The 7,617-nt window shown below is 65.9% G+C and carries 6 protein-coding genes, 1 tRNA gene and 1 pseudogene; 2 read left to right on the top strand and 6 right to left on the bottom strand.

Features of this window, described 5'->3' with window-relative positions:
* The 4 genes from fxsT to ABD327_RS36855 form a co-directional block, all read right to left on the bottom strand.
* Nucleotides 1-2,659: FxSxx-COOH system tetratricopeptide repeat protein (fxsT, locus tag ABD327_RS36870; RefSeq protein WP_344458287.1), on the bottom strand; the 2,659-nt coding region annotated here is incomplete at its 3' end.
* Between the two features lie 78 nt (nt 2,660-2,737).
* Nucleotides 2,738-3,301: a toll/interleukin-1 receptor domain-containing protein gene (locus ABD327_RS36865; protein WP_344458284.1), complete on the bottom strand. Its 564-nt coding sequence runs from the start codon at nt 3,299-3,301 to the stop codon at nt 2,738-2,740.
* A 269-nt stretch (nt 3,302-3,570) separates the two neighbouring features.
* Nucleotides 3,571-4,074 carry a hypothetical protein gene (locus ABD327_RS36860; protein ID WP_344458281.1) on the bottom strand — a complete coding sequence of 168 codons (504 nt, stop codon included), beginning with the start codon at nt 4,072-4,074 and terminating at the stop codon, nt 3,571-3,573.
* A 257-nt stretch (nt 4,075-4,331) separates the two neighbouring features.
* Nucleotides 4,332-4,862 carry an ATP-binding protein gene (locus ABD327_RS36855; protein ID WP_344458279.1) on the bottom strand — a complete coding sequence of 177 codons (531 nt, stop codon included), beginning with the start codon at nt 4,860-4,862 and terminating at the stop codon, nt 4,332-4,334.
* A 223-nt stretch (nt 4,863-5,085) separates the two neighbouring features.
* On the opposite strand from ABD327_RS36855, the gene ABD327_RS36850 reads away from it, so the two are divergent.
* Nucleotides 5,086-5,394: a putative quinol monooxygenase gene (locus tag ABD327_RS36850; protein WP_344458277.1), complete on the top strand. Its 309-nt coding sequence runs from the start codon at nt 5,086-5,088 to the stop codon at nt 5,392-5,394.
* The gene (locus ABD327_RS36845; protein WP_344458274.1) at nt 5,391-6,593 is read left to right on the top strand and encodes a helix-turn-helix domain-containing protein; all 1,203 of its coding nucleotides are present in this window, start codon (nt 5,391-5,393) and stop codon (nt 6,591-6,593) included. Before ABD327_RS36850 ends, ABD327_RS36845 begins: the two co-directional genes overlap by 4 nt.
* 508 nt (nt 6,594-7,101) lie before the next feature.
* Here the strand turns inward: ABD327_RS36845 and ABD327_RS36840 are convergent.
* Nucleotides 7,102-7,175, bottom strand: a tRNA-Ala gene (locus ABD327_RS36840).
* Between the two features lie 58 nt (nt 7,176-7,233).
* Nucleotides 7,234-7,617, bottom strand: a pseudogene (locus ABD327_RS36835) (hypothetical protein); the annotation flags it as partial.

Genomic DNA, 7,617 nt, shown 5'->3' with positions numbered 1-7,617 from the left:
CCCTGCGACGCCGCTGCAGAGTGTCCTCAACGAGAGCGAGCGCTTCCTTGCGCCGCCCCAAGGCATACAGGGTGACGGCGAGTCCTTGGGCGGAGCGCAGGGTCTCGGGGTGATCGTCACCCAGCACCCTGCGACGCCGCTGCAGAGTGTCCTCACCGAGAGCGAGCGCTTCCTTGTACCGCCCCAAGGCATACAGGGTGACGGCGAGTCCTTGGGCGGAGCGCAGGGTCTCGGGGTGATCGTCACCCAGCACCCTGCGACGCCGCTGCAGAGCGTCCTCAACGAGAGCGAGCGCTTCCTTGTACCGCCCCAAGGCATACAGGGCGACGGCGAAGTCGTTGGCGGATTGCAGGGTGTCGGGGTGATCGTCACCCAGCACCCTGCGACGCCGCTGCAGAGTGTCCTCAACGAGAGCGAGCGCTTCCTTGCGCCGCCCCAAGGCATACAGGGTGGCGGCGAGTCCTTGGGCGGAGTGCAGGGTCTCGGGGTGGTCGTCACCTTGCACCCTGCGACGCCGCTGCAGAGTGTCCTCACCGAGAGCGAGGTCTTCCTTGTACCGTCCCAAGGTATGCAGGGTGGCGGCGAAGTTTTGGGCGGAGCGCAGGGTGTCGGGGTGGTCGTCACCCAGCACCCTGCGACGCCGCTGCAGAGTGTCCTCACCGAGAGCGAGGTCTTCCTTGTACCGTCCCAAGGTATGCAGGTTGACGGCGAGGTCGTTGGCGGATTGCAGGGTGTCGGGGTGGTCATCACCCAGCACCCTGCGACGCCGCTGCAGAGTGTCCTGTCGGAGTTGGCCGGCTGTGCTGTAGTCGGCACGGTAGTGGAGGGCGTGTGCAAGGTGCTGGGCGGCGGTGAGTGTGTCGGGGTCGTCGGGACCTAGTAGGCCGGTCCAACTGTCGTGCAGGGGGGTTGCCAGGGTTAGCGCAGCGTTGGCTTGTCCGCTGGCCAGAAGGTAGCGAAGGGCGCGTGTAGCAAGGGCACGCAGTTCAGCGTGTGGGGTGGTTGCAGGCTCTGCCGTAATGAGATGGGGGGTGAGACGGGCCCAGGCCGTCCAAGTGTTGGGGTCGTCGGGGTTGCCGGGGGCGGCCGCAGTGAGGATGGAGGTGATGACAGCGTGGTAGGCGGTGCTGTGAGTGCGGGTGTGGTCGCGGAGGATGGCCTGGGTGAGGCGGTGCAGGCGTAGCCCCTGTTGATCGACGCGCCCTAGCCCGTAGTGGCTGATATGCGCGCAGGCGTCGCCCACTGTGAATGGGTTGGAGGGTAGCTCCCCTAGTGGGGTGGCCGTATCGGACTCGTGAAGGGCGGTGGACTGACGGTGCAGCCAGGCGAACGGAATGGGCTCTGGTGCCAGGTGGCTACACAAACAGAGCAAGCTCGCAGCTGTGGGATCGGTGTTGGTGAGCTTGTCCAGGGCGACGAGGGTGGATGCGGCAAGTGATACCCCATAGGAGCGGGGCGAGCCTTTGTCCAGCACTTCAGTCGCTTGGTCCGCGAGGAGCCGCCTATACTCGACAGCGGGGATCCCCGTTTTAGCGAGCACCCCTGCGGCTTGGGCCAAAGCCAGCGGGAAGTCCCCTAGGTCCTCGGCCAAAGAGTTCGCATCGGCCTGATTGAGCCCGGCTACCCTACCTATGAGCAGCGTCATGGATTCGGCTCTAGTGAATTCCTCGACAGCGACCAGAACCCCCAACTCGGTCCAGTCGGAATTGCGTGTGGTGACCAGCACATGGCCCTGGCCCTCTGGTAGATATCCGGTCAGATAGTCGGGGTCTTCGACGTTATCGAAGACGAGGAGCCACCGTTCCACGTCATGCAACGCAGCGATTGCAACCCTCGCCGCGGTTTCCGCCTCTACTGCAGAGGTCGTCGCATCTAGCTTGATCCCCAGATCCGCGAGTTGAGCGGCGATGAGTTCGGGTTGCTCGGCGTCGATCACCCATACGGTGTCGTAGTCGGAGGCGAAGCGGTGCGCGTACTCCAGCGACAGCTGGGTCTTGCCCATTCCTCCCTGACCGTATAGCACCACTAGACCGGTGGGGGCGCTCAGGAGGGCTTCGCGTACGGCAACCAGCAAACCGTCCCTGCCGGTGAAGGCGGGATTACGCGTGGGGACCTGCCAGTTCGACGGCCGGGCCGCACCAGGCAGCCGAGGCCCCGAAGTTCCGACTGGACCCGATTCTGCTGGAGTGGATAGGCCGGGAAACCGGGGGTCACCGTCGGGACTAAGCGTGCCGGAAAGGCCTCCTAGCAAACGCCGGTGCGCTTCGGTCTTGGTGGTGTGGAACAGGTCGATGCTCTGCACCGTGCGCAACATGTCGGGAAGCTGCTCATGGTCGATGTTCTCGATCCGGATCGGGATCAACCGGCCTGGTTCCCGGTTCTGGGCGGCCATGACCGCAGTCCAGTCCTGGCCGGTGAACCTTCCGGCGAAGTAGGCCGCCGAACACAGCGCCAGCACCCGATCAGCCCGACGCAGAGCGCTCTCCCTACTGAGGATGATGTTGTCACCCGGCAACCAGTCCCACACATCCAACTCAACGGTGTAGCCGACCTGCTTCAGGTGCCAGCCGATCCACTCGGCCCACAGCCGGTCCGGCCCGGCATAGCTGATGTAGAAATCCAACCGCCGCTGCGCCTCGCTGCTCTGCTCTTCAGCCACTCTGCTCGTGTCCCTTTCCAACGCAGCCGCCCACTGCCGAGCCAAACAAACCATCCCGTGCCGTGTGTGCCATGATCATCAGCTCCGCAGAGCCTCGGCCACCCTAGTGACGAGTTGGTCATACTCGGTTCCGGAGATCTGCCGGAAGTCGGCGTAATAACGGGTCGCCGCGAACTCTGGCAACTCGACGTCCTTAATAACCAGAGGAATGAACCGGCGACCGCTTTCGATCGACCGCTGCATCAGCGTGGCGTACTCCTGCTTCACCCATCCACTGGCCATCGATGCAGGGCTGAACACCAAGATCCCATGAGATGAGTCACGAATGGCCTGCTCAACCGCGTGCACCAACACATCACCCGGCTTGAACACCACCTCATCACGAGCGACCCGCAAACCCCCATCCTCAAGTCGCTCCACGAACCGGATCACCCAATCAGCATCATCATGCGAGTAAGAGACGAACACGTCATAGACAGACCCCGCAGGTTCACCCCTCCTAGAACCTGATGAAGGCAGAGGCGGCCTCGAACCTTGAGCCCTCGATTGCGAGCGAGCTCGTACCGCGGCCCACCCGTAATAAGCTGCCACAACACCTGCCACGGTGCCGACCGCCGTGAAAATCAACCCTGCTGCTTCCATAGCAACCAGGCTAGAACCCCAACACCCGCGGCAACGACCCATCGCCACAATCCTGGTTTGAAGCAGGACGCTGACGGACTTTGGATTCCTCCGCTAATACAAACAGCCGATCGGGCGGTGCGGCGGGATCGGCCCGAAGAGGCCGCACGCCCGCTGCGCCGCTCGGTCGGCTGGCGGCTCGCGTAGCGAGGCGCCCTTGAACCCGTAGAGAAAGTTCTCATCCGGAGTAGCGGGAGGCATGTCCTGCTCGGGGAGTCTGGCCGGGTACTTCAGGCCCACAGGTCTTCGGCGTCGCGACCGGATGGGTCGGTTCCGCGGAGGTCTTCGTACAGTCCGCCGATGCGCCGTCCGGTGGGGTGACCCTTGGGGTCGGTCTCTTGCAGACACCAGCCTGGAAGCATCGCGTTATCAGGGTCCTGGGAGTGGCCCTCGAGTATGCCGATCGCGATGAAGATTGCTTCGAAGGCTGAGGCGCGCATGGTGTTGATGAGATCGGTGCGGTCGGCTCCGCCCTCCAAGAGACGGCGGGCTGCAGGGAGGTTCTCGATCGCTCCGGGCTGTTCCCACCCGTTGATGCCTTCGTCCCATAGCCGCCGCAGGATGAGGAAGCGGGCCAGCTGTGGGATGCCCTCGCTGATTTCCGACTGGGCCCAGTCTTCTGGCGCGTCGGCGCCGAGTCCGGCGAAGTGGTCTCGCAGCGCGATCAATGCGCTTCGTTCGTCTTGCGGCAGTGTGCTGAGCCAGTGCTCCCACTGACTGGGGGCGTTCGTCATGGCTGTAGAGCATGACGCACGCGTCTCAGACAGGCTGTGGCTGCGGTTCAGCTCATCGGTGTCTGCCTGTGTGTCTGTCCTGCACGAGCAGGATGGCGAAGACTGCGAGGAGGGCTAGCGTCATGAGGGCCAGGAGCACGATGCCGATGATTCCCAGAAGTGTCATGGCCGGGCCTCTGTGTTCTGCCAGGCGGTGAGCGGTGCCAGAAGCGCGCTGCACGGCGGGGCGAGTAGGAGTACTCCCAACAGGTCGGCGCTCATGAGGCGGCCTCGGTACCGGGCTGGCAGTGGCAGCTGTCGAGTGTCCAGTGGGTGGTGGTGCTGTGGGCGTCCTGGTGGGTGTGGAGGGAGCCGGCGGTGAGGGCGGCGACGGTGAAGAGGCCGCGGCCGCCTTCGGCTAGGGCTGAGATGAGGGTGTCGTCGGCCTGGTCGTCGAGGCCGAGAAGGTGGGCGATCTCGGTGCCGATCTGGGTGGGGATCTCGGGTGTCTCGTTGGTGGGTGGTTGGTGGTGGACGAGGTTGCCGGTGAGGCCTTCTGGGGTGTGGGCGAGGGTGAGGGTGACTTCGCCTCCGCCTGCGTGGGTGGCGACGTTGCCCAGGAGTTCGCTGAGGACGAGGGTGAGTTCGTCACGGGCGGCGCAGGTGGGGGAGGTGAGCGAGAGGGCCCAGCGGCGGGCTTCGGCCACGCCTTCGCCTGAGGGGTCGATCTTGAAGGGGCGCTCGGCGATCCAGGGGCCTGCCGGGTCCCGTGGAACCAGGGCGGTGAAGGGGGTGTGGGGTGGGACCACCCGGCCTTCGCGGATGGCTTGGATGAGGGTTGGGCTGATGGGGTTGTGCGCGTCTTTGCTTGCAGGAGTCATCGGGGCCGCCTCACGATCTCGCAGGTCAAGGACAGGGTGAGCGCTGTACTGATATTTAAAGTACGGCTATAGTAGAAGTAGTACAACCCATACTGAGTATCAGTGCCGCACAATAGGTACGGGTCTCGTTGTCCAGTGATCGGGAGGGCTCGTGTTCGGGCTTGTCGTGCGGTTCACCTGCAAGGATCAACAGAGCGCCGAGGCGTTCGATCGGCTCGTCGCTGAGACGCTGGAGGGGATCAAGGAGCGGGAGCCTGGAACGTTGGTGTACGTCTCGCACCTGGTAGAGGGGGAGCCGCTTCGGCGGGTCTTCTACGAGCTGTATGCGGACCGGGCGGCGTTCGATGCGCACGAGGAGCAGGAGCACACCAAGCGGTTCCTGGCTCGGCGTGGGGAGCTGCTCGCCTCGGTGGAGGTCGAGTGGGTGACGGCGCAGGTCGGTAAGGGGATCGCTTCGTGAGTACGGAGTATCAGCGGGCGCTGGGGCGCAAGATCGCCCAGGAGCGCAAGCGGCGTGGGTTGTCTCAGGCGGAGTTCGCTCGGCTGATCGATCGGTCGGTGGCCTGGGTGTCTCAGGTCGAGCGCGGTGTCCGCAAGGTGGACCGGATGTCGGTCCTTGAGGCGGTCGCTGAGGCGCTGGAAGTGCCGTTGGCGGAACTGGCTGCTGATGCGCCCGTCGTGGCGGCGGTCGCTGAGGAGATGCCGGGGGCGGCGAGTCTGCGGCTGGTGCTCTCGGGGTCTCATTCGCTGCGGGCGATGCTGCACGCCTCTCCGGCTCAACCTGTCGCGGAGTTGCAGAAGCGGGTGGACAAAGCGTGGGAGTTGGCGCACGCGGCCCGGTATGTGGAGCTGGCGGACCTGCTTCGGGACCTCATACCTGCGCTGGAGACTGCGGTGCGGACGGCTCCCCAAGAGCAGCGGGCGCAGTTGTCGGAGTTTCTGGCCGTCACCTACCAGGCGTGTTCGGCGGCGTTGGCGAAGCTGGTGGAACCTGAGGCGGCGTGGATCGCTGCTGACCGGGCTATCGCTGCGGCTGAGCGGGCGGGCGATCCGCTGCTGATGGCCGCGGGGGCGTTCCGGCTCGGGTTCGTCTTTCTGGGTGCGCGGCACTTCGACCAGGTGGAGGAGACGGCCCGCACGGCTGCGGACGCGCTGTGGCACCTGGCCGACGAGGGGCAACCGGAGGCCATGTCGTTGTGGGGTGGGCTCACCCTGCAACGCGCTGTTGCCGCTTCACGTCTGAACGAAGCCGATGCGGCCTATGGGCATCTGGCACGGACCCGAGAGGTGGCCGAGCGGCTCGGGGACGGACACAACCACTACAACACCGAGTTCGGGCCGGCGAACGTCGCGCTTCACGAGATCGCTGTTGCGGTTGAGCTCGGGGACGCCGGGCATGCGCTTCGGGCCGCGGGGGCGGTCGACGCCTCGACGTTGTCGGACGAGCGGCGGGGGCGGCTGCTCATCGACGTGGCCCGTGCTCATGCCCAGCGGCGGCAGATCGACCAAGCGGTCTCCGCGCTCCTGCAAGCCGAGGAAGTGACCCCGGAGCAGGTGCAGAACCATCGGATGGTGCGTCAGCTCGTGGCCGACCTGCTCACCATGCAGGACCCTCCCGTCCCCGAGCTGCGGGAACTCGCCGAACGGGTCGGGGCGTAGAAAGCACCAGAAAAGGCGCGGGCTGGTCCAGGCTCATCGCCTCGTGTCGCCCGACCGCATCGTTCCCTCTGCATTGATCTCGCATCGACCCGGTCGTCGCGATCACGGGAGTTCCTCAGCAGCTTCCCGGTCGAAGGCTCACCTGACAAACGTCCAGCCAGGACAGGCCGCCTGACCGGTCATTGATGAAAGTGCCGGCCACGAGACCTCGCGGCCTTGACAGGCGGAGCGCGGCGATCGGGCCGCCAGGCCCGAAGAGCCGCGCGAGACGAAAGCACGCCCCTGAACGGAGTACGAACCGCCCTCCTCGCGGGAAGAAGGAAACCGGTTCTCGAAGGCGGGGTGCGGGAGGGGCGGAGCCCCTCGCCGGGGTCCGGGGCGAAGCCCTGGTCAAACAGCAGCCCCGAGCGCAGCGAGGGACCGAGCCTGCGAGAGCCACCCGACGACAACCCTGCAGAGACATCAAAAAAGGGCCGGTCCCGTAACCGGAACCGACCCTTGTCCTGGGTGGAGATGAGGGGATTCGAACCCCTGACCCCTTCGATGCGAACGAAGTGCGCTACCGGACTGCGCTACATCCCCGAGGAACGGGTCAACCTTAGCAAACTTTGAGGGGTGGTCGTGCAAGGCGGGGCGGGGGTCAGTCGCCGACGGCTCGGCGGGGGGTGTCGGTCTCGGTGGCGTACTGGTCGAAGACCTCCTGGGGCGGGGTGAAGGTGATGATCTCGGCGGTGGGGATGAGGGGCTCTTCGATCGTGGGGGTGGCCTCCAGGGCGGCGCGGCGGGCTTCGAAGGCCTCGCGGCGGCGGGTCTGGTCGATCTTGGTGGCGGTGCGGAGGAGGGCCAGGTGGGACAGGAGGAGGGCGGTGGGGGGGAGGGGGATCCACCAGGCCGCGGCGGTGAAGACGGCGGTGACCAGGGCCGTCAGGGACAGGAGGGTGAGGGCGGCGGTGCGGCGGCGGCGGCGGGCGATGATCGCGGCGCGGCGGATGGAGGGGGCGGGGCGGGGGGAGGACAGAGGCGG

Source organism: Actinocorallia aurantiaca (assembly GCF_039533685.1).
Classification (GTDB): domain Bacteria; phylum Actinomycetota; class Actinomycetes; order Streptosporangiales; family Streptosporangiaceae; genus Actinocorallia; species Actinocorallia aurantiaca.
The sequence above is the reverse complement of the archived record's forward strand: the minus strand, read 5'-3'. Positions and strand labels throughout refer to the sequence as shown.

Bases quoted from the DNA above. Each gene is read 5' to 3' on its own strand.
- ABD327_RS36860 (WP_344458281.1), bottom strand. From the start codon at position 4,074: ATGACGAACGCCCCCAGTCAGTGGGAGCACTGGCTCAGCACACTGCCG.
- ABD327_RS36865 (WP_344458284.1), bottom strand. From the start codon at position 3,301: ATGGAAGCAGCAGGGTTGATTTTCACGGCGGTCGGCACCGTGGCAGGT.